The organism is Pseudomonas sp. RA_35y_Pfl2_P32 (genome assembly GCF_963970735.1).
In the GTDB taxonomy this organism is placed as follows: Bacteria; Pseudomonadota; Gammaproteobacteria; order Pseudomonadales; family Pseudomonadaceae; genus Aquipseudomonas.
Genome location: NZ_CAXAQF010000003.1, coordinates 145,974 through 165,254, shown reverse-complemented (window position 1 = coordinate 165,254; position 19,281 = coordinate 145,974). Strand labels below are relative to the sequence as shown.

18 protein-coding genes are annotated in these 19,281 nt (G+C 62.4%); 7 read left to right on the top strand and 11 right to left on the bottom strand.

Translation table 11 applies throughout. From position 1 onward, the window contains the following. Positions 1-6: 6 nt before the first annotated feature. The 9 genes from dnaQ to AACY45_RS04300 form a co-directional block, all read right to left on the bottom strand. Positions 7-765: a DNA polymerase III subunit epsilon gene (gene dnaQ, locus AACY45_RS04340; protein WP_339544312.1), complete on the bottom strand. Its 759-nt coding sequence runs from the start codon at positions 763-765 to the stop codon at positions 7-9. A gap of 91 nt (positions 766-856) precedes the next feature. Next, the gene (locus AACY45_RS04335; protein WP_339544311.1) at positions 857-1,630 is read right to left on the bottom strand and encodes a 1,6-dihydroxycyclohexa-2,4-diene-1-carboxylate dehydrogenase; all 774 of its coding nucleotides are present in this window, start codon (positions 1,628-1,630) and stop codon (positions 857-859) included. A gap of 60 nt (positions 1,631-1,690) precedes the next feature. Continuing rightward, positions 1,691-2,704 carry a benzoate 1,2-dioxygenase electron transfer component BenC gene (gene benC, locus AACY45_RS04330; protein WP_339544310.1) on the bottom strand — a complete coding sequence of 338 codons (1,014 nt, stop codon included), beginning with the start codon at positions 2,702-2,704 and terminating at the stop codon, positions 1,691-1,693. A 10-nt stretch (positions 2,705-2,714) separates the two neighbouring features. Further along, positions 2,715-3,203 carry a benzoate 1,2-dioxygenase small subunit gene (benB, locus tag AACY45_RS04325; RefSeq protein ID WP_339544309.1) on the bottom strand — a complete coding sequence of 163 codons (489 nt, stop codon included), beginning with the start codon at positions 3,201-3,203 and terminating at the stop codon, positions 2,715-2,717. Beyond that, a complete protein-coding gene (gene benA / locus AACY45_RS04320) occupies positions 3,200-4,564 on the bottom strand; it encodes a benzoate 1,2-dioxygenase large subunit (protein WP_339544308.1) in 1,365 nt (454 codons plus the stop codon). The genes benB and benA overlap by 4 nt, the downstream gene beginning before the upstream one ends. Positions 4,565-4,680: 116 nt before the next feature. After that, on the bottom strand, positions 4,681-5,637 hold the full coding sequence (locus AACY45_RS04315) for an AraC family transcriptional regulator (protein WP_339544307.1): 957 nt from the start codon (positions 5,635-5,637) through the stop codon (positions 4,681-4,683). Between the two features lie 151 nt (positions 5,638-5,788). After that, the gene (catA, locus tag AACY45_RS04310) at positions 5,789-6,718 is read right to left on the bottom strand and encodes a catechol 1,2-dioxygenase (protein WP_339544306.1); all 930 of its coding nucleotides are present in this window, start codon (positions 6,716-6,718) and stop codon (positions 5,789-5,791) included. 50 nt (positions 6,719-6,768) lie between these two features. Next, positions 6,769-7,059, bottom strand: a complete 291-nt coding sequence (gene catC, locus AACY45_RS04305) for a muconolactone Delta-isomerase (RefSeq protein WP_339544305.1) — start codon at positions 7,057-7,059, stop codon at positions 6,769-6,771. A gap of 10 nt (positions 7,060-7,069) precedes the next feature. Continuing rightward, entirely contained in the window at positions 7,070-8,218 is a 1,149-nt protein-coding gene (locus tag AACY45_RS04300) for a muconate cycloisomerase family protein (RefSeq protein ID WP_339544428.1), read from the bottom strand. 127 nt (positions 8,219-8,345) lie between these two features. Here AACY45_RS04300 and AACY45_RS04295 point away from each other — a divergent pair, with 127 nt between their 5' ends. Next, entirely contained in the window at positions 8,346-9,227 is an 882-nt protein-coding gene (locus AACY45_RS04295; RefSeq protein ID WP_339544304.1) for a LysR family transcriptional regulator, read from the top strand. A gap of 388 nt (positions 9,228-9,615) precedes the next feature. Here AACY45_RS04295 and rnhA read toward each other — a convergent pair whose 3' ends face one another. Continuing rightward, positions 9,616-10,059, bottom strand: a complete 444-nt coding sequence (gene rnhA / locus AACY45_RS04290) for a ribonuclease HI (RefSeq protein WP_095168836.1) — start codon at positions 10,057-10,059, stop codon at positions 9,616-9,618. A gap of 92 nt (positions 10,060-10,151) precedes the next feature. Further along, entirely contained in the window at positions 10,152-10,910 is a 759-nt protein-coding gene (locus tag AACY45_RS04285) for a class I SAM-dependent methyltransferase (protein WP_339544303.1), read from the bottom strand. Between the two features lie 65 nt (positions 10,911-10,975). Between AACY45_RS04285 and gloB the strand changes: the two genes are divergently transcribed. The 6 genes from gloB to AACY45_RS04255 all read left to right on the top strand — a co-directional run bounded on the left by gloB (position 10,976) and on the right by AACY45_RS04255 (position 19,280). Next, positions 10,976-11,743, top strand: a complete 768-nt coding sequence (gene gloB / locus AACY45_RS04280; protein WP_339544302.1) for a hydroxyacylglutathione hydrolase — start codon at positions 10,976-10,978, stop codon at positions 11,741-11,743. Positions 11,744-11,842: 99 nt separating this feature from the next. After that, positions 11,843-13,270 carry a transglycosylase SLT domain-containing protein gene (locus tag AACY45_RS04275; protein WP_339544301.1) on the top strand — a complete coding sequence of 476 codons (1,428 nt, stop codon included), beginning with the start codon at positions 11,843-11,845 and terminating at the stop codon, positions 13,268-13,270. 243 nt (positions 13,271-13,513) lie between these two features. Then, entirely contained in the window at positions 13,514-15,346 is a 1,833-nt protein-coding gene (locus tag AACY45_RS04270; RefSeq protein ID WP_339544300.1) for an extracellular solute-binding protein, read from the top strand. After that, positions 15,343-17,184 carry an extracellular solute-binding protein gene (locus AACY45_RS04265; RefSeq protein WP_339544299.1) on the top strand — a complete coding sequence of 614 codons (1,842 nt, stop codon included), beginning with the start codon at positions 15,343-15,345 and terminating at the stop codon, positions 17,182-17,184. The genes AACY45_RS04270 and AACY45_RS04265 overlap by 4 nt, the downstream gene beginning before the upstream one ends. A gap of 1 nt (position 17,185) precedes the next feature. Then, complete coding sequence (locus AACY45_RS04260; RefSeq protein WP_302098202.1) at positions 17,186-18,259, top strand: microcin C ABC transporter permease YejB; 1,074 nt, start codon at positions 17,186-17,188, stop codon at positions 18,257-18,259. Position 18,260: 1 nt separating this feature from the next. Further along, on the top strand, positions 18,261-19,280 hold the full coding sequence (locus AACY45_RS04255) for an ABC transporter permease (RefSeq protein ID WP_339544298.1): 1,020 nt from the start codon (positions 18,261-18,263) through the stop codon (positions 19,278-19,280). The last annotated feature ends 1 nt before the right edge of the window (position 19,281 follow it).

The window sequence follows — 19,281 nt, the reverse complement described above, 5'->3', positions numbered from 1 at the left end:
AGATGCTTAGCCCTGGGCTTTGGCTTCGGCCAGTTGGGTCCACAGCGCGGGGGCGCCGGCGGACTTGGCGATGATTTCCAGGCGTGCGGCATGCTCGGCCAGTTCGGCTTCGCTGGCCCGAATGATCCGCGCCGGGGTGCGGTCCGCCGGCAGGCGGCGGATTTCACTGGCCTGGCTGCCTGTGCCATCGCCCGAACCATTGCCGTCAGAGGCATTGCCGGCCAGCGACAGACTGGTCTGGCCGCCGGTCATGGTCAGGTAAACGTCGGCCAGGATCTCGGAGTCGAGCAAGGCGCCGTGCAGTTCACGGCCGGAGTTGTCGACGCCGTAGCGTTTGCACAGGGCATCGAGGTTGTTGCGCTGGCCGGGGTGACGCTCCCGGGCCATCATCAGGGTGTCGAGGATCGAGCAGTGCTGGGTGATGTCCGCCCGGTCGTGCTGGCCCATCAGGGCAAATTCGTTGTTGATGAAACCAACGTCGAACGCCGCGTTATGGATGATCAGTTGGGCGCCCTTGATGAATTCAAAGAACTCATCGGCCACTTCAGCGAACCGCGGCTTGCCCACCAGGAATTCGTTGGTGATGCCGTGGACGCCAATCGCACCCTCGTCACTTTCCCGGTCGGGCTGCAAATAGACGTGGAAATGCCGGCCCGTCAGACGTCGACCGAGCAACTCGACGCAACCGATCTCGATGATCCGGTGCCCGTCGGTTACCGGCATGCCGGTGGTTTCGGTGTCGAGCACCACCATCCTCTGAGCCATCTATATACACCCCTTCTGCGTAGCATTTTGCGTAGGGCGGCGATCTTAACACAGAGCTGCAACCCACAGCCCGGTGGCAGACTGGCCGGCCTCAGCCCTGGTCGCCACCGCCCACCGGCATCACCAGCCCGGTGATGTAGGCCGCGGCGTCGGAGGCCAGGAACAGGATCGGCTCGACCTGTTCATCAATGGTGCCGTAGCGCTTCATCAGGGTGCTGTCCACCGTCTGGTCGACGATCTGCTGGTACCAGACCTTTTCCTGCGGGCTCTGCTCGACGCTGTTGCGCGGGATTCGCCGCGGTGGCGCTTCGGTGCCGCCGGGGGCCGTGGCATTGACCCGGATCCCGCGCCCGGCGGTCTCGAAGGCCAGGCACGCGGTCAGGGCATTGACCCCGCCCTTGGCTGCGCCGTAGGGCACCCGATTGACGCTGCGGGTGGCGATGGACGAGACGTTGACGATCGCCCCGCTGCCCTGCTCCAGCATGTACGGCAGTGCGGCATGACAGCACCACAGGGTCGGAAACAACGAGCGGCGGACTTCGGCCTCGATCTGCTGCGCCTCGTAATGCTCGAACGGCTTGGCCCAGATGGTGCCGCCGACATTGTTGATCAGGATGTCCAGGCGCCCGAAACGCTCGACCGCAGCCTGCATCAGCCGGTCGCACTCGGTGTAGTGTTCAAGGTCGGCCGTGAGGCTCAGGACTTCGCTGTGCGTGCCCAGTTGCTCCTGCAACTCGAAGACCAGCTCGGAGCGGTCGACCAGCACCAGGCGCGCGCCTTCAGCCGCCATGCGCTCGGCCACGCGACGCCCGATACCCTGGGCTGCGCCGGTGACCAGCGCGACTTTTTCGTGGAATCTGTGCATTTCAAATCCTCAGGACGGTGTGACGGGTCCCACAGGGGATGGGGTGGCTACCTGAGTCTGTCAGGCAGCACTCGCGGCAAATTTCTCGTAGTAGAAATTTGTCGGCGCTATGCCCTGCTCATGAATGTATTGGCTCACCGCCTCGACCATCGGCGGCGGACCACAGAGGTAGACGTCGACGTCGCCATCGTTCAAATGCTGGGGTTCGATGTGCTGGGTCACGTAGCCCTTGAGCGGATGGGTGCTGTGCGGGTTGGCCACGCAGGCGCTGAAGCTGAAATTGGGGATGCGTGCGGCAAAGGCTTGCAGGCGATCGAGCGCCACCAGGTCAAGATCGTTGGTCACCCCGTAGATCAGGTGCAACGGATGGGCGCTGCCCTGGTCGGCGATTTTTTCCAGCATCGCGGTGAAAGGCGCGAGCCCCGTGCCGCCCGCCAGCAGCAGCAACGGCCGCTGGATATCACGCAGGTAGAAACTGCCCAGGGGGCCTGCCAGGCTGATGCTGTCGCCGGCCTTGGCGATGCCGGTGAGGAAACTGCTCATCAAACCGCCCGGTACGTTGCGGATCAGGAAGCTGACCTCGCCGTCACGCTGCAACGAGCTGAACGAATAGGCACGGGTCTGCTCGCTGCCGGGAATGCCCAGGTTGACGTATTGCCCCGGCAGGAATGCCAGCTTGCTCAATGCCTCACCCTTGATCGACAGGGCGATGGTGCTGTCCGACAACTGTCGCACCTGGCTGATGGCGGCGCTGTAGCTGGCCTGCTGGGTGCGGCAGACATCGGACGAGGCCGGCACCCGCACCACGCAGTCGCTCTGGGCACGCATCTGGCAGGTCAGGACAAACCCCTGCTCCGCTTCCTCGGCCGTCAGCGCGTCTTCGATGTATTCCTCACCCAGGTCATAGCGCCCGGCCTCGGCAAAACACTTGCAGGTCCCGCAGGCGCCGTCGCGGCAGTCCAGCGGGATGTTGATGCCCTGGCGGTAGGCGGCATCGGCCACGGTTTCACCCGGGTGGGCGTCAACAAAGCGGGTGACGCCGTCTTCAAAATTCAAAGCAATGGAATGGGACATGAGCGCGGCCTCACAAATGGTAGACATCGATGACCTGGCGAACGTAATCGTTCTTCAGGATCACTTTCTTGGCCTTGATCAGCGGGCTGTCGCCGCGCACGTCGAGGGTGTAGAAGCTGCTGCCGAAATAGCTGTCGACGGTCTTGTAGCGAAAACTCAGGGTGTGCCAGTTGAAGCGCACCTTGCACAGACCGTCGTGCTGTTCGAGCAGCTCGATGTTGCTGATGTTGTGGGAGGTCCGGGTGTCCGGCACGCTGGCGCTGGAACGTTCGGTCTTGATCCGGAAGATGCGGTCTTCAAGGCCGGTGCGGTTGCCGTACCAGATCAGGGAAATTTCCCGCTGCGGGTCTTCGGTCAGTTCGTCGTTGTCGTCCCAGGACGGCATCCAGAAGCTGGCGTCGGCAGCGTACAGCTCCAGCCAGTTGTCCCAGTCCTTGTCGTCGAGGTAGCGCGCTTCGCGGTAGAGAAAATCGCGCACGCTGTCGTAGGTCACGCTCATGCCAGTTCCTCCACCTTGATCAACGCCGATTGCTCGGCATCCAACGCCTTGAGCATGGTCTGCTGCCAATACTTGTGCTGCAGCACGAACAGCCCTTCGTCTTCGGTGCGAACGCCACTGAGCAACGGGTGCAGGTCTATTTCCTTGGCTGCCTCGTCGGCGCCTTCGACCCAGTGTTCGGCGCCACGGGACATGTCGTTCCAGGCGCTGGTGCTGCCCTGGTAGCCCATCTGGCAGGAGCGGAACTCTTCCAGGTCGTCCGGGGTGGCCATGCCGCTGACGTTGAAGAAATCCTCGTACTGGCGGATCCGGCTCGAGCGCGCGGTGTCGCTCTCCCCTTTGGGGGCGATGCAGTAGATGGTGATTTCGGTGCGGTTGACCGAGATCGGCCGGGCAATGCGGATCTGCGAGCTGAACTGGTCCATCAGGTACACGTTGGGGTACAGGCACAGGTTGCGCGAGTTCTCGATCATCCAGTCGGCCCGCGCCTTGCCGAAGTCCCTGGCCAGTTCGTCACGGCGCTCGTACAGCGGACGGTCCTCGGGGTTGGACCAGCGGGTCCAGAGCAGCATGTGGCCCTTGTCGAAGGAGTAAAAGCCGCCGCCCTGCTTGGCCCAGGTGCCGGCGCTCATGGTCGGGTTCTCGTCACCGCATTCGCGCTGCTTGCGCTGGTTCTGGGTGGCCGCGTAGTTCCAGTGCACGGAGCTGACGTGGTAGCCGTCGGCGCCATTTTCCGCAGTGAGTTTCCAGTTGCCCTCGTAGAGGTAGCTGCTGGAGCCGCGCAGCACTTCCAGGCCGTCGGCGGACTGATCGACGATCATGTCGATGATCTTCGCCGATTCCCCCAGGTGCTCGACCAGCGGCACCACATCGGCCTTGAGGCTGCCGAACAGGAAGCCGCGGTAGGACTCGAAGCGCGCGACTTTGGTCAGGTCGTGGGAGCCTTCGCAATTGAAGCTGGCCGGGTAACCTGCCGCCGCGGGGTCCTTGACCTTGAGCAACTTGCCGGAGTTGTTGAAGGTCCAGCCGTGGAACGGACAGGTGTAGGACGACTTGTTGCCGGTCTTGTGGCGGCAGAGCATCGCCCCACGGTGGCTGCAGGCGTTGAGGAAGGCATTGAGCTCACCGTCCTTGTTGCGCGCGATGAAGATCGACTGGCGGCCCATGGTGGTGGTGTAGAAATCGTTTTTGTTGGGGATCTGGCTCTCGTGGGCCAGATACAGCCAGTTGCCCTCGAAAATGTGCTGCATTTCGAGATCGAACAGGCGCGGGTCGGTAAACATCTCGCGCTTGCAACGGAAAATACCCTGTTCTTTGTCGTCTTCGAGCAGGGAGTGAAGGTATTCGGGTCGCAGGGACATCGCCGCCGCCTCCATTGTTTTTATTCAGGCAAGGCTCATGCTAGAGCCGGTGCTGGAGGGGCAATAGCCATTGGCTGCAGATCACTATCCGTTTTGTGCAATTGCACCCATGGCGGTCAATGGCGGCGCTTGAGGGTATCGGAGGGTAACTCGCCGAACTGCTTGCGATAGCTCTCGGAAAACCGCCCCAGGTGCAGGAAGCCGTAGTCCATGGCCAGTTCGGTGACGTTGCGCACCGTGCAGGTGGGGTCGCTGAGGCAGGCGTTGACCCGCTCCAGCTTCTTCTGGCGGATGTAGTTTTTCGGCGTGGTGGCGGCATGGCGCTCGAACAGGCCATACAGCGAGCGCAGGCTGATGCGGGCCTGGCGCGCCAGCTCCTCGCTGCAGATGTCCTGCTTGAGATTGTGCTCGATGTAGTCGGCGATCAGCTCGAAACTCGAGGTCTGGGAACCGAGACCGGCGCGGCTGACGTTGGTTTTCATCAGGCTGAGCATCTTGCTGACGACGATCTGCGCGTAGTGTTCCTGGACCCGCGGCAGGCTCTCGGTGGCCTCGGCTTCCTGGCAGACCATGCCGAGCAAATTGACAAACCCTTCGAGTTCGGCCAGTTGGTAGCGGTTTTCGAGGAAGCGTACGCCCTGCCCCGGGTGCAGCCAGCGTTGCTCCTGGCAGACCGATTCCAGCAGGCTGGCGGGCATTTTCAGGATGAATTTTTCGCAGTCGTCGGAATACGTCAGGTCCACCGGATCGTCCGGGTTGATCAGCAGCAGCTCACCGGGGGCGAAGTAGTGTTCCTGGCGATGACCGCGCCACAGGCAGTTGCCCTTGAGCAGCACCTGCAGGTGAAAAATGGTCTCCAGCGCCGGTGAGGTCACCCGCACGCTGCCACCGTAACTGATCCGGCACAGGTCCAGGCTGGCGAATTTGCTGTGATTGAGACTGGCCTGCGGGCTGCCGCTCTTGGGCAGTCGGATGCAGTGGTTGCCCACGTGCTGATTGACGTAACCCGACACCGCGTAAGGGTCGGCCTGCGCAAAGACACTGCTGCGCTCACTCAAGAGATGCGCTTGCATAACCGGTCACTCTCATTGTTTTTATAGGCAATGGCGGGTCGCTGGCGCCCGCCTCAGGCAAATCAGGCCTGGCCATTCTATGCCAGTGACCACAATGCGAAAGACCACGAGATAAACGGTGGGTTATCTCGTGGTCGGGTGCCCGCGCGGATCAGTCCTCGAGTGCGCGAACCCGCTCATGACGCTGCTGCTCCTGGGGTTGGGCCGAGGGCTGCAGGGTGAAATCGAACTCGATTTCGGCAAACCGGCCACTCACACCATAGGCCGCGGCACGCTGCTGATCGTCGCTGAAGGTGATCTTGGCGATCAGTTCGTCGCGGGTGGCGTAGGCGAAGTCATCGTGCAGGTACTTGTCGCCATCCAGGTTGATCTGGGTGGTCAGGTGGCGATGGTCATCGGCCGAGATGAAGAAGTGGATGTGCGCCGGACGCTGGCCATGCCGGCCCAGTTGATCGAGCAGTTGCTGGGTCGGACCATCCGGTGGGCAGCCGTAGCCCGACGGCACGATGCTACGGAACCGATAGCGGCCGTCGGCATCGGTGACGATGCGCCGACGCAGGTTGAACTCCGACTGGCTGGCATCGAAGTACGAATAGGTGCCACCGGTGTTGGCGTGCCAGACGTCAACCACGGCCCCGGCCAATGGTGTGCCGTCGGTGTTCTTGACCTGGCCCTGCATGAACAGCACCACGCCCGGGTCGACGCCGTCATCCAGGCGTGCCTCAGCCTCGGACAGCGGTGCGCCGGCCACGTACAGCGGGCCTTCGATGGTCCGCGGAGTGCCGCCAGCCTTGCCGGCCTGCTCGTCTGCGGCGTCCATCAGCAGGTCCAGGTAGTGTTCCAGGCCCAGGCCGGCCACCAGCAAGCCAGCTTCCTGGCGGCTGCCCAGCACGTTGAGGTAGTTGACCGCTTTCCAGAACTCCTCCGGGGTCACGTTGAGGTCTTCGATGATGTTCACCGAGTCGCGCAGGATGCGGTAGACCAGGGCCTTGGCACGCGGGTTACCGTCATCGTTGAGCAGGCCGCTGGCTTCTTCGAGAAACTTCTGGGCCGTGGCAGTGTGGGAAATTCTGACGTTCATGATTGATCCTCATCTTGTATTTATTAGAGTACAGAACAGGCAACAGCGGCTCAGCGATCGTCCTCATGAATTGAGGAAGGATGCCTGCACATCGCGGTCACTTCGATAGCCATGTAGGGATACAGCGGCAATTGCATCAACAGATCGTGCAGTTCCTGCACGCTGTCGACGTCGAACACGCTGTAATTGGCGTACAACCCGGCGATGCGCCACAGGTGCCGCCACTTGCCCTGCTGCTGCAGGCGCTGGGCCAGGGCCTTCTCATCGGCCTTGAGTTGAGCGGCTTGCTCAGCGTGCATGTCGACCGGCAGGTTCACGGTCATTTTTACGTGGAACAGCATGCGCAACTCCTCAGGCTAAATGGTGGGCAGTGGAGCTCTTGTCGCGGCGGAAAAACGCCAGGCGCTCTTCGTCCAGGCTCAGGCCCAGGCCTGGCGCCGATGAAACGTGTAACTGGAAATCACGGTACACCAGCGGCTCGCTGAGGATGTCTTCGGTCAACAGCAGCGGGCCAAACAACTCGGTATCCCAACTCAGTTTGTTCAGGGTCAGGAACGCATGGGCCGAGGCCAGGGTACCGATCCCGCCTTCGAGCATGGTGCCACCGTACAGGCCGATGCCCGCGGCTTCGGCAATCGCCGCCGTGCGCAGCACCGCGCGGGGACCGCCATTCTTGGCGATCTTCAGGGCGAACACCGAGGCCGCGCCTTCGCGGGCCAGGTTGAACGCGTCCTCGACGCACTCAATCGATTCGTCCGCCATGATCGGCGCCGGGCTCATGGCGTTCAGGCGCACCATGCCGGAACGGTTGTTGCGCGAAATCGGCTGTTCGATCAGGTCGATGCCATTGCCGCCCAGAATCCGGCAGGCACGCAAGGCCACGGCTTCGTCCCAGGCCTGATTGACGTCGACCCGCACACTGGCGCGCTCGCCCAGGGCTTTTTTGATCGCGATGACGTGGGCCAGGTCACGGTCGACGTCACCGGCGCCGATCTTCAACTTGAAGATCCGGTGCCGACGCAGGTCGAGCATCTGCTCGGCCTCGGCGATGTCCCGGGCGGTATCGCCGCTGGCCAGGGTCCAGGCCACCGGCAGCGCGTCGCGCACCCGGCCACCGAGCAGTTCGCTGACCGCCAGGCCCAGGCGCTTGCCCTGGGCGTCGAGCAAGGCGGTTTCGATACCTGACTTGGCAAAGGTGTTGCCGCGAATGCTGCGCTCCAGGCGCAACATCGCCGCGTTGATATTGCGGCCATCCTGGCCCAGCAGCAGCGGAGTGAAATGCTGGTCGATGTTGGTCTTGATGCTGTCCGGGCTTTCATTGCCGTAGGCCAGGCCACCGATGGTGGTCGCCTCGCCTATCCCTTCGATACCGTCCTCGCAACGTACCCGGATGATCACCAGGGTCTGGTTCTGCAGGGTGTGCATCGCCAGCTTGTGCGGGCGAATGGTCGGCAGATCGACGATGATCGTCTCGATCGATTTAATGGCAGCAGCAAGCATGTCGATACCCGTCAGGTTCTTGAAGTTCTGGGATCGATTCTCGTACGGCTTTTTTTCGGGTTCCAATATAGAATTGGTCTTGATCGATACCTTAAAGGTATTAACCCCTGTAGACGGCGGAGGGCTCATGGAGCTGCGTCATTTGCGTTACTTCCAGGTGCTGGGGCAAACCCTGAATTTCACCCGCGCCGCCGAGCGCCTGCACATCGCCCAGCCGCCCCTGAGCCGGCAGATCCAGCAACTGGAAGATGAACTGGGGGTGGTGCTGCTCGAACGCGGACGGCCATTGCGCCTGACCGAGGCCGGACGATTTTTCCTCGAACACTCCACGGCGCTGCTCGAACAACTGCACAAGGTCTGCGACAACACCCGGCGCATCGGCCTGGGCGAGAAGACCTGGCTGGGCATCGGCTTTGCGCCTTCGACCTTGTATGGCGTGCTGCCGGAGCTGATTCGCCGCCTGCGCAGCAACGAAATCCTGGAACTGGAACTGGGGCTGTCAGAAATGACCACCCTGCAGCAGGTGCAGGCGCTCAAGGCCGGACGGATCGATGTCGGGTTCGGGCGGATTCGCATCGATGACCCGGCAATCCTCCAGACTGTGCTCAACGAAGACCGCCTGGTCGCTGCCCTCCCCGCCGGCCATCCGCTGCTGGCGCGGCCCATCAGCCTCACCGAGCTGGCCAACGAACCCTTTGTGCTGTACCCGGGCAATCCCCGGCCGAGCTACGCCGACCACGTGATCGCGCTGTTCGAATCCTACGGGGTCAGCATCAAGGTGGCGCAGTGGACCAACGAACTGCAAACGGCGATCGGCCTGGTGGGCGCAGGAATCGGCGTGACCCTGGTACCGGCGTCGGTGCAGTTGCTGCACCGCGACGACATCGGCTTCACCCCACTGCTGGAAAGCAACGCGACCTCCCCGATCATCCTCAGCCAGCGCATTGGCGATGTGTCGCCGGGGCTGAACCATTGCCTGCGGCTGATCGAGCAGTTGCGCAGCCCTTAATCGCTCGAGGCAAACCCGGTGGGAGCGAGTCGGACAGCGCTCCGTCTGCCCGCGATGGCAGTGTGTCAGGCGCCATAGATGTTGGCTGTACCGGCCTCATCGCGGGCAAGCCCACTCCCACAGGGATTTCGTGCGTTCGCGGATCTCGCATACACCCACAGGGGAAATCCATACACCCGTAAAAACAGGCCGGCCGGCAGGTCGCCGTGCTCTGGCTTTTGATCGCCCCATCGCAAGGAGGTGCAGCGCAGCAAACCGGAGGGCGATGCCCCCGAATGGATACCGTAGCGAGGGGCCGAACGTCAGGGCGGAACCCTAAGTCGCCATCACCGCAGCAACGGATATGCCCACAAAGCCAGGATCAAAAGATCGCAGCCTTCGGCAGCGCCTACAGCCCGCGTACTTCGTCGACGCCGCGGTTGGCCAATTGGTCGGCACGTTCGTTGCCCGGGTGGCCGATGTGCCCACGAACCCATTTCCAGGTCACGTTGTGGCGGTTGACCTGTTCGTCCAGCAGTCGCCACAGGTCAGCGTTTTTCACCGGCTCCTTGGCCGCGGTTTTCCAGCCGCGCTTTTTCCAGTTGACCATCCACTCGTTGATGCCCTTCATCACATACTGCGAGTCAGTCACCAGCAGCACGTCGCAGGAACGCTTGAGCTCCTCCAGGCCGCGAATCGCCCCCATCAGCTCCATGCGGTTGTTGGTGGTGTTGGCTTCGCCGCCCCAGAGTTCCTTTTCCACGCCCTTGCATATCAGCAGTGCGCCCCAGCCGCCGGGGCCAGGGTTGCCCTTGCAGGCGCCGTCGGTGAAGAGTTCTACGCTATCGCTCATGCCAATCTATCCAGAAAATGTCGGTGGCTTGCCGATCAACGACCGACAACGCCTGAGGCCGGGCAAGCCCGGCCGGGAAAATAATGAGGGTATTACGAATCGCTGTGGCGGCGGTTGACCTTGGCCATCGGCAGCGGGATCAGCTTGCCCATCGGTTCGCGGCGAACCTGGCGCACCGGGCGCAGGCCGACGACAATCTTGCGCGCCACTAATAAATAGAAGCCACCACCGGACACCTGCCAGTCTCCGGCCTTGCGCTCCCAACCGGCCAGGCGTGTTTGCCAGGCGGGGGATGCGAGCGGCGGACGATAGCACCCGAAGCGGCGTTTCTCCAGCGCGAAGCCCAGCAGGTTGAGCCAGTCGGCGACCCGTGACGACGATATGCAGCGTGCCTTGCGCAGCCCATCGTGGGCAAACACATGGCGCAGACCCCAGGTGCTCCAGGGATTGATGCCGATGATCAGCAAATGCCCGCCAGGCCGCACGGCACTGGCCGCTTCGCGCAGCAGGCCATGGGGCGACAGGCAAAAGTCCAGCCCGTGCTGCATCACCACCACGTCAGCGGCGTGCTCGCTCAGGGGCCAGGCCTGTTCTTCGCAGACGATTTCCACCCCCGGCAACGGTGCGCCCAGGCGCACATTGCGCTGCACCTGGGGCGCATTGGGTGGGGATTCGGCCGACGGGCCGTAGTGCACCAGGTAGCCACCAAAAAAGCGCCCCAACTCGTCTTCGAGCATGTGGCGCTCTTCATTCAGCAGCAATTGCCCCAAGGGACCGGACAACCACTCGCGGGCCGCGCTGATCAATGCCAGCCAGTCCGGATCAGCCTGAGCGAACGCTTTATCGGTCATTGCATTCTCCAATGCGCCAGGAAGCTCTAAGATGCACCAATGTTTTCCGCTTGGCGAATCCCGCGATGATACAGATCAGTGCTCTTCCCGCGTTCACCGACAACTACATCTGGTTGTTGCAGGATCATCGCAGCCAGTGCTGCGCGGTGGTCGATCCGGGCGATGCCGCGCCGGTCCAGGCCTGGCTGAGCAAACACCCGGGGTGGCGGTTGAGCGACATTCTGATTACCCACCATCACCATGATCACGTCGGCGGCGTCGAGCCCCTGAAGAAGGCCACGGGGGCGACAGTCTACGGCCCGGCCAGCGAAAACATTCCCGGGCGCGACGTGGCCCTGAATGACAACGATCAGGTCAACGTACTCGGTTGGGCGTTCGAGGTGTATGCGGTGCCTGGCCACACCCTGGGCCATATAGCCTATTACCACCATGGCCTGCTGTTCTGTGGCGACACCCTGTTCGCCGCCGGCTGCGGGCGCCTGTTCGAGGGCACGCCGCAGCAGATGCATGACTCTCTCAGCCACCTCGCCGCCCTGCCCGAGGACACCCTGGTGTATTGCACCCATGAGTACACCCTGAGCAACCTGCGTTTCGCCGTCGCGGTCGAGCCCGACAACCGGCACATAACCGAGCGATTCGAGAAAGTCTCCCAGTTACGCGAAGCTGGACGCATGTCGTTGCCTTCGACCCTGGCGCTGGAAAAGCTGACAAACCCGTTTCTGCGTACTGGCGTAACATCTGTTAAAGAAAAAATAGACGAACGGAACGGCCCCGATAACCGGGCGCCCAGTGAGGTTTTTGCGGCCCTGCGCGCATGGAAAGATAAGTTCTAAGCAGTGCCACCATAGGCCGAAAAATTCTGAATGGTTGACCGCACCCGGTGCGCTTTCTAGAATCGCCCGACATTTTTGCCCGGAACTTACTTCCAGCCAATGTCGTCATCTATTCGTAAATCCATCCATTCAGACGCATTGACCCGCTTGGCTCAAGCCATCGCGGTGGCTGTGTCCGCCACCTTGGCGGGCTGTAGCAGCACCAGTCAGTTGCCGCAAACCGACGCGGCCCATACCTTATCCGTACGCACCAAGCAAAAACCAATCTGGCTCAGCGAGAAGCCCACTCCGGAAATCCCCCAGGATGTCTGGGAGCGCATGCGCCAGGGCTTCCAGCTCCAAGATGGCCTGGGCGTCAACCCACGCATCGAGCAACAGCGCCTGTGGTTCGCCAGTAACCCGTCCTACCTGGAAAGCGCTGGCGAACGCGGCAGCCTGTACATTCATTACATCGTCGAGCGCCTCGAAGAGCGCAACATGCCGCTGGAACTGGCCCTGCTGCCAGTGATTGAAAGCTCCTACAACCCGATGGCCTATTCGCGTTCCCACGCCGTCGGCCTGTGGCAGTTCATTCCGTCCACCGGGCGCTACTTCAACCTGCGCCAGACCCGCTTCTACGATGGTCGTCGCGACATCACGGCCTCGACCACGGCGGCGTTGGACTATCTGACCAAACTGCACGACATGTTCAACGGCGACTGGCTGCTCGCCCTCGCGGCCTACAATTCCGGCGAAGGCACGGTCAGCCGGGCCATCGAGCGCAACGAAAAGCTCGGTCTGCCCACTGACTACTGGAACCTGCCGCTGCCGTCGGAAACCCAGGCCTACGTGCCCAAGCTGCTGGCCCTCTCGCAAGTGGTGCTGGCACCTGAAGCCTATGGCGTGAACCTCAACCCGATCGCCAACGAACCCTACTTCGAAGTCGTCGAGATCAACCAGCGCATGGACCTGTCCAAGGTTGCCGCGGTGGCCAACATCGACGAAGACGAGCTGTTCCAGCTCAACCCGGCCTTCAAGCAACGCACCACCATCGACGGCCCCCAGCACCTGCTGGTGCCGACGTCCAAGGCGCAACTGCTGACGGCCAGCCTGTCGACCATGAAACCCGAAGAGCTGATCAGCAAGCGTTCGCTCAAGCCGGTGTTCGAAGGGGCCGACAGCCCGGCGCTCGCCACCGCCAAGCGTAACTACCGGGTCAAACGTGGCGACAACCTGACGTCCATCGCCAAGGCCAACCGGGTCAACGTCAAGGACCTGCAACGCTGGAACAACCTGACCGGCAAGAGCCTCAAGGCTGGCCAGACCCTGGTCATGCAGGACACCCGCAAGCGCAGCAACGGCCGCACCACCACGGTGCTGGCTGCCAACACCAAGAAGCAGACCCAGTACAAGGTCAAGCAAGGCGACTCGTTGTACATGGTGGCCAAGCGCTTCAACGTCGAGATGCAACACCTCAAGCGCTGGAACCCGCGCGTTGGCCAGGCACTCAAGCCCGGGCAGATGCTGACGGTCTCCTCCCCACGCTGATCCTGCCTTGCCGGCGATGGTCGCCAACGATGACGCGTACATCCTGAATCACCGCGTTGTTCTTCAGTGCATCGCTGGCAAGCCAGCTCCCACAGTTTCTGCCGCAAACCTTGTGGGAGCCGGCTTGCCGGCGATGGTGGCCCGTGTTGCGTGGGAGAACCTTGAACCCTACCTTTTTCCTGCCCATACAAGCTGTTACTGTACGAACCATGTAGCCCAAGCCGCCTGGATCGGATCTCTGACTTGAAGCGTCCCCTGCCCCTGTTCCTGATCAGTCTGGCCTTGAGCTTCCCCGCATGCGCAACGATCAGCGAAAGCCATGGTTATGCGCAGTTCGGCACACTCAAGTACCCGACACGTTTCACCCACTTCGACTGGGTAAACCCGCAAGCGCCCAAGGGCGGTACCTTGCGGCTCATGGCCTTTGGCACGTTCGATACCCTCAACCCCTACACCTTCAAGGGCACCAGCCCGGTCGCCACGGCCAACTTCCTGCAGTACGGCATCAACGAGCTGAACGAGCCGTTGATGGTCGGCACCGGCCAGTACGCGCCATCAGGGGATGAGCCGGCTTCCAGCTACGGCTTGATCGCCCAGTCCGTCGAATACAGCGAGGACCGCAGCTGGGTGGTGTTCAATCTGCGGCCCGAAGCGCGTTTTCACGATGGCCAACCGATTACCGCCCGGGATGTGGCCTTTTCTTACCGACTGCTGCTCAAGGAAGGCCATCCGCGCTACCGCACCAGCCTCCAGGAAGTGCAGCGGGTGGATATCCTCAACCCGCTGCGCATCCGCTTCGTGTTCAAGCGCGCGGGCAACCCGTTGCTGATCCTGCGCCTGGGCGAGCTGCCGGTCTTGCCCCAGCATTACTGGAAAGGTCGCGATTTCAAGGCCACCACCTTCCAGGCGCCACTGGGCAGCGGGCCGTACCGCATCACCCGGGTGTCGCCAGGCCGGCAGCTGCTGTTCGAGCGAGTGAAGGATTACTGGGGCAAGGACTTGCCGGTCAATCGCGGCAAATACAACTACGATCGCGTGGAAGTCGAGTTCTATCGCGACAGCACCGTGGCGTTCGAAGCCTTCAAGGCCGGTGAGTTCGACATCTACATCGAGCACCAGGCGAAAAACTGGGCCAATGCCTACACCTTTCCCGCCGTACGCCGCGGCGACGTGATCAAGGCCCAGATCGAGCACCAGATACCGACCCAGACCCAGGGCCTGTTCATGAACACCCGGCGTGCCACGTTCGCCGACGCCAAGGTGCGCCAAGCCCTGGGCCTGATGTTCGACTTCGAGTGGACCAATCGCACCCTGTTCAGCGGCGCCTACAAACGGGCCATGAGTTTCTACCCCAACAGTGAGTTCGCCGCCACCGGCCTGCCGTTAGGCCACGAGTGGCTGATGCTCTCGCCCTACCGCGAGCAGTTGCCCGCCAAGCTGTTCACCGTGCCCTTCAGCCTGCCCCAGACCGATGGCCGCGGGATTCCCCGCGACACCCTGCGCCAGGCCCTGGGCCTGCTCGCCGAGGCCGGCTGGACGCTCAACGGCCAGCGCCTGCTGAACGCCGCCGGCCAACCGCTGCGCCTGGAGATCCTGCTGGTCAATCCGAACCTGGAACGCATTCTCCAGCCCTACACCGAAAACCTCGCCAGCATCGGCATCGACGCCAGCCTGCGCACCGTCGACCGGGCCCAGTACAAGCAGCGCCTGGACCAGTTCGATTTCGACATGATCCTGATGACCCTCGACCAGACCCTGAGCCCGGGCCTGGAGCAGTGGCAGTACTTCCACTCCAGCCAGGCCAAGGTCAAGGGCAGCAAGAATTACGCCGGCGTGGCCAACCCGGTGGTCGACCACCTGCTGGAGCAACTGCTGGCCGCCCAATCCCGTGACGCGCAAGTGGCCGCCGGCAAGGCCCTGGACCGGGTACTGCTGTGGCAGCACTACATCATTCCCAACTGGTACATCAATTTTCATCGCCTGGCGTACCGCAACCGGTTCGCCTTCGTCACCACGCCGCCCTACACGCTGGGGCTCAACGCCGGGTGGCTGAAGACTTCGGAGAAAGCCCAATGATGCCTTTGCGTACCCTGCTGGGCCTGGTCTTCGCAGGACTGGCCTGCGTCGCCCAAGCGGCCCCGCAACATGCCTTGACCCTGTACAACGAGCCGCCCAAGTACCCCGCTGACTTCAAGCACTTTGCCTACGTCAATCCCGACGCGCCCAAGGGCGGGATCTTCCGCCAGGCCGGATTCGGCGGCTTCGACAGCCTCAACCCCTTCATCAGCAAGGGCGTACCGGCCGACAATATCGACCTGATCTACGACACCCTGGCCCGCCAGAGCCTGGATGAACCCTTCACCGAGTACGGCCTGCTGGCCGGCAAGATCGAAAAAGCCCCGGACAACAGCTGGGTGCGTTACTACCTGCGCCCCGAGGCCCGCTTCCATGACGGCCATCCCGTGCGCGCCGAGGACGTGGTGTTCAGCTTCCAGACCCTGATCAAGGACGGCGCACCCTTGTACCGCGGCTACTACGGCGACGTGGCCGAGGTGATCGCCGAAGACCCGCTGCGGGTGCTGTTCAAGTTCAAGCACAACAATAACCGCGAGTTGCCACTGATCCTCGGCCAACTGCCGGTGCTGCCCAAGCACTGGTGGCAAAACCGCGATTTCAGCAAGGGCAACCTGGAAGCGCCGCTGGGCAGCGGCCCGTACCAGGTCGGCGAGGTCAAGGCCGGGCGCTCGATCCGTTATCAGCGGGTCAAGGACTACTGGGGCAAAGACCTGCCGATCAACCGCGGCTTCTACAATTTCGACACCCTGAGCACCGACTACTACCGTGACAACACGGTGGCGCTGGAGGCACTCAAGGCTGGCCAGTTCGATTACTGGCTGGAGATGACCGCCAAGAACTGGGCCAACGCCTACAACATTCCCGCCGTCACCGAGGGTCGCCTGATCAAAGAGCAGATCCCCAACGGCAACCCCACCGGCATGCAAGGTTTCGTCTACAACCTGCGCCGCCCGCTGTTCCAGGACGTGCGGGTGCGCCAGGCCCTGAGCCTGCTGCTGGACTTCGAATGGACCAATAAACAGCTGTTCAACGGTGCCTACGTGCGCACCCGCAGTTACTTCGAAAACTCGGAAATGGCTGCCAGCGGCCTGCCAGATGCCGAGCAACTGGCGATCCTCGAACCCTTGCGCGGCAAGATCCCCGACCCTGTGTTTAGCCAGGCCTTCGAAAACTCGGTGTGTGACGGCAGCGGCATGATCCGCGCCCAGCAGCGTCAGGCCTACCAACTGTTGCAGGAAGCCGGCTGGCGCATCGTCGACGACAAAATGGTCGACACCACCGGCAAGCCGGTGAGCATCGAGTTCCTGTTGGCCCAGACTGAGTTCGAGCGGGTCCTGCTGCCGTTCAAGCGCAACCTCAGCGACCTGGGGATCGAGCTGGTGATCCGCCGGGTCGACGTCTCCCAGTACATCACCCGGGTGCGTTCGCGGGACTTCGACATGGTGGTTGGCAGCTTCCCGCAGTCCAACTCACCGGGCAACGAACAGCGCGAATTCTGGAAATCGGAAAGTGCCGACAGGCCGGGCAGCCGCAACACCATCGGCCTGAAGGACCCGGCCATCGACCAACTGGTGGAGGAACTGATCAACGCCGACTCGCGCCAAAGCCTGGTGGCCCACGCCAGGGCGCTCGACAGAGTGCTGCAATGGGGCTATTACGTGATCCCCAACTGGCACATCAAGACTTGGCGCGTGGCCTACTGGAACCACATCGGCCACCCCGAGGTTTCGCCGGCCTACGACATAGGCATCAACACCTGGTGGATCAAGCCCGATGCCAAGCCCGCAATCGAGGTGCTGACCAACGAGCAAGCCGACCCTGCAGGCGTGGAGCAATAAGATGCTGGCGTACATATTACGGCGACTGTTGCTGATCATCCCGACCCTGTTCGGCATCCTGTTGATCAACTTCGTGATCATCCAGGCGGCCCCCGGCGGCCCGGTGGAACAAATGATCGCCAAGCTCGAAGGCTTCGAAGGCGCCACCAGCCGTATTGCCGGTGGCGGCGCGGAAGTCTCGGTGGCCGGTTCCAGCTACCGCGGTGCCCAGGGCCTGGACCCGGCGCTGATCAAGGAAATCGAGCACATGTACGGCTTCGACAAGTCGGCGCCGGAACGCTTGTGGATCATGATCAAGAACTACGCCCGCCTGGATTTCGGCGAAAGCTTCTTTCGCGACGCCAAGGTCATCGACCTGATCAAGGAAAAGATGCCGGTGTCGATCTCCCTCGGGCTGTGGAGCACCCTGATCATGTACCTGGTGTCGATCCCGCTGGGGATCGCCAAGGCCACCCGCCACGGCAGCCACTTCGATGTCTGGACCAGCTCGGCGATCATCGTCGGTTACGCGATCCCGGCGTTCCTGTTTGCCATTCTGCTGATCGTGGTGTTCGCCGGGGGCAGTTACCTGGACTGGTTCCCCTTGCGTGGGCTGACCTCGAACAACTTCGACGAATTGAGCTGGAGTGGCAAGATCCTCGACTACTTCTGGCACCTGGCGCTGCCCGTCACGGCGCTGGTGATCGGTAACTTCGCGACCATGACCCTGCTGACCAAAAACAGTTTTCTCGACGAAATCAACAAACAGTATGTGGTCACGGCCCGGGCCAAGGGCCTGACCCGTCATCGGGTGCTCTACGGCCACGTGTTCCGCAACGCCATGCTGCTGGTGATCGCCGGATTCCCCTCGGCCTTTATCGGCATCTTCTTCACCGGCTCCCTGCTGGTGGAGGTGATCTTCTCCCTCGATGGTCTCGGCTTGATGAGTTTCGAGGCGGCGATCAACCGCGACTACCCAGTGGTCTTCGGCACGCTGTTCATCTTCACCTTGCTCGGCCTGGTGGTGAAACTGATCGGCGACCTCACCTACACCCTGGTCGATCCGCGCATCGACTTCGAAACCCGGGAGCATTGAGATGAACCTGTCCCCTCTCAACCGCCGCCGTTTCGAACTGTTCAAGGCCAACAAGCGTGGCTGGTGGTCGCTGTGGCTGTTCCTGATCCTGTTTGGCCTGAGCCTGGGCGCCGAACTGATTGCCAACGACAAGCCGCTGGCGGTTCGCTACGACGGCGAATGGTACTTCCCGGCACTCAAGCGCTACCCGGAGACCACCTTCGGCGGCGAATTCCCGCTGGAAGCCAACTACAAGAGCCCCTACATCCGCGAACTGCTCAAGGCCAAGGACGCCTGGACCCTGTGGGCACCGATCCCCTTCGGCTACCAGAGCATCAACTACGACCTGAAAGTCCCAGCCCCGGCCCCGCCCTCGGCGGATAACCTGCTGGGCACCGACGATCAGGGCCGGGACGTGCTCGCGCGGGTGATCTATGGCTTTCGGGTGTCGGTGCTGTTCGCCCTGACCCTGACCGTGCTCAGTTCAATCATCGGCGTCATCGCCGGGGCCCTGCAGGGTTTTTATGGCGGCTGGGTCGACCTGGCGGGCCAGCGCTTCCTGGAAATCTGGTCGGGCCTGCCAGTGCTGTACCTGCTGATCATTCTCGCCAGCTTCGTGCAGCCCAATTTCTGGTGGCTGCTGGGGATCATGCTGCTGTTTTCCTGGATGAGCCTGGTGGACGTGGTGCGCGCCGAGTTCCTGCGCGGGCGCAACCTGGAATACGTGCGCGCCGCCCGGGCGCTGGGCATGCAGGACGGGGCGATCATGTTTCGCCATATCCTGCCCAACGCCATGGTCTCGACCATGACCTTCATGCCCTTCATTCTCACGGGCGCCATCGGCACCCTCACCGCCCTGGACTTCCTCGGCTTTGGCCTGCCGCCCGGCGCCCCATCCCTGGGTGAACTGGTGGCCCAGGGCAAATCCAACCTGCAGGCACCCTGGCTGGGCATCAGTGCCTTTGCCGTGCTGGCGGTGATGCTCAGCCTGCTGGTGTTTATCGGCGAGTCCGCTCGCGATGCCTTCGACCCGAGGAAGTGAT